2 protein-coding genes and 1 pseudogene are annotated in these 2,697 nt (G+C 77.1%); all 3 read right to left on the bottom strand.

Annotated features, from left to right (window positions below; genetic code table 11):
- Positions 1-1,178 (bottom strand): undecaprenyldiphospho-muramoylpentapeptide beta-N-acetylglucosaminyltransferase (murG, locus tag AC0CYZ_RS26950; protein ID WP_472221102.1); only part of this gene is annotated, 1,178 nt, incomplete at its 3' end.
- A gap of 20 nt (positions 1,179-1,198) precedes the next feature.
- A complete protein-coding gene (gene ftsW / locus AC0CYZ_RS26945; protein ID WP_472221100.1) occupies positions 1,199-2,464 on the bottom strand; it encodes a putative lipid II flippase FtsW in 1,266 nt (421 codons plus the stop codon).
- Positions 2,461-2,697 (bottom strand): annotated as a pseudogene (gene murD / locus AC0CYZ_RS26940) (UDP-N-acetylmuramoyl-L-alanine--D-glutamate ligase); the annotation flags it as partial. The pseudogene murD and the gene ftsW, both read right to left, overlap by 4 nt.

Here is a 2,697-nt window from a genome sequence, read left to right as displayed (position 1 = left end):
CGCCGCTCCCCCTCGCGCCGCACCACGCCCCCCATGGTGCCCGCCCCCTCCTCGGCGCTCGCATCGCCCTCGACCACGGCCAGCACCATGCGGGCCAGTGTCTCGTCCGCGTCCGCGTGCCCGGTCCGCCGGGTCGCCGCGCTCATCGCCGCGAGCCGCTCGCCGCTGGTCAGCACGGGCACCACGAGCTCGACCACCCGCTCGGGGGTGAGGTCGGCGTCCTCGACGATCTCACCGCCGCCGTGCTCGACGACGGGCAGGGCGTTGAGGCGCTGCTCGCCGTTGCCGTGGGGCAGCGGGACGAAGATCGCCGGGAGCCCGACCGCGGACACCTCGGCCACCGTCATCGCCCCGGAGCGGCAGATCGCGAGGTCCGCGGCCGCGTAGGCGAGGTCCATCCGCTCGAGGTAGGGCACCGCCACGTAGGGCGGCGCGCCGGGCACCGTCGCGACCTCGAGGGTGTTCTTCGGCCCGTGCGCGTGCAGCACGCCGATCCCCGCGCGCCCCAGCGCCGCCGCCGCGCCGGACACGGCCTCGTTCAGTGAGCGGGCGCCCTGCGAGCCGCCGAAGACCAGGACCGTGGGGGCGTGCGGGTCGAGCCCGAAGTGCGCGCGGGCCTTCGCCCGCAGCGCGGCCCGGTCCAGCGTCGTGATCGCGCGGCGCAGCGGCATCCCGATCACCGGTCCGTCGAGCCCGCTGCCGGGCACCGCGGCGGCCACCGCGGCGGCGTGGCGCGCGCCGACCTTGTTGGCGATCCCGGCGCGGGCGTTGGCCTCGTGCACGACGACCGGCACCCGCGAGCCGGGCAGCCGCGCCGCCAGGTAGGCCGGCAGCGCCACGTACCCCCCGAAGCCGACGACGACGTCCGCCCCGACCCGCCGCAGCACCTGCCGCGTCCTCGCGACCGAGTGCACCACCCGCCAGGGCAGCGCCGCGAGGTCCTTCGACGGCCTGCGCGGCAGCGGCACCGGCGGCACGAGCTCCAGGGCGTAGCCCCGCGCGGGGACGAGCGTGCGCTCCAGCCCGCGCTCGGTGCCCAGCGCGGTGACCACGGCGTTCGGGCGCAGCCGCCGGACCGCGTCGGCCAGCGCGAGGGCCGGCTCGATGTGGCCCGCCGTGCCGCCCCCGGCGACGACGACGGAGAGCGGGCGGGAGCCGGATCGGGGCCGGTCGGGCACGGGGTGCCTCCTCGGGCGGGTCAGCCGGTGCGGGCGCGGGCCCGCACGGCGGGTGGTGGGAGGCGCAGGGCCCGCGCGAGGCGGCCCTGGCCCTGGGTGCGCAGCACGGCGGCCGCGTCGGCCTCGTGCCGGGCGAAGTTCGCGAGCAGGCCGCCGGCGAACAGCGCGAGCGCGAGCGAGGTGCCGCCGGAGGACACCAGCGGCAGCGGGATGCCGGTGACGGGCAGGAGCCCGACGACGTAGCCGATGTTGATCGCGGCCTGCACGACGAGCCAGACGGTGAGGGTCCCCGCGACGACGCGGATCCACGGGTCCACCGAGCGCGCGGCGATGCGCAGCCCGGTGTAGGCCAGGGTCACGAAGAGCGCGATCACCGCGAACGCACCGAGGAAGCCCAGTTCCTCGCCGATGATCGCGAAGATGAAGTCGTTGTCGGCGTTGGGCAGGTAGCTCCACTTCGCCCGGCCCTGGCCGAGGCCCTGCCCGAAGACGCCGCCGTCGGCGAGGGAGTAGAGCGCCTGGCGGGCCTGGTAGGCGGGGCCGAGCGGGTCGGCCCCCGAGGGGTCGAGGAACGCCGCGATCCGGCTCTGCCGGTAGGAGGCGACGACGCCGAGCACGACCGCGCCGATCACACCCGCGGTCCCCAGCAGCGCGAGCAGGCCCAACGGGGCGCAGGCGAACCAGAGCAGGGCGCCGACGACGACGGCCAGTGAGATCGTCGTCCCGAGGTCGGGCTGGGCGACGACGAGGGTGAGGACGAGCAGCGCAACCGGCATGAGCGGCATCAGCGCCTGCCGCCAGCGCCGCGGGGCGGGCCGGTGCCGGACCAGCACGTGCGCGCCCCACAGCGCCAGCGCCACCTTCGTGATCTCCGAGGGCTGCAGGGACACCCCGGCGACGCGGAACCACGACCGCGAGCCGTTGACCTGCGCGCCGAGCCCCGGGACCAGCACGAGCACGAGCAGCACCAGGCAGCCGGCGAGCAGCCACGGGCTCGCGGCCCGCCAGCGGCGCGGCGGCACCCGCAACCCGACCCAGAACAGCACCGCGCCGACCAGCGCGAACGCGAACTGGCGGAAGAAGACCCCGTACGACGAGCCGCCCGCCGCGTAGGCGTTCACCGACGACGCCGAGAGCACCATGACCAGGCCCAGCGCGGTGAGCAGGCCGAACACTGCGAGCACCAGGTGCAGCGAGGTCAGCGGCCGGCCGAGCCACTGTGCGAGGGTCGCGCCGAGGGCCCGGACCGGCGGCGGGGCGGCGGTCCGGGTGGGCCGGGACGTCACGACGGCGCGCCCGGGTCCGAGGCCGGCTCGGGCACCCCCGCGACCCGCTGTGCCGCGGCGGCGAAGGCGTCCCCGCGCGCGGCGTAGTCGCGGAACATGTCCATCGACGCCGCCGCCGGCGCGAGCAGCACGACGTCGCCGGGACGGGCCATCGACGCCGCCGCCCGGGCGGCGCGCGTCATGGGGTCATCCATCGGGCCATCGTCACCCGCGCCCACGTCGACGACCGGCAC

It is taken from the genome of Actinomycetospora sp. (genome assembly GCF_055612215.1).
The sequence above is the reverse complement of the archived record's forward strand: the minus strand, read 5'-3'. Positions and strand labels throughout refer to the sequence as shown.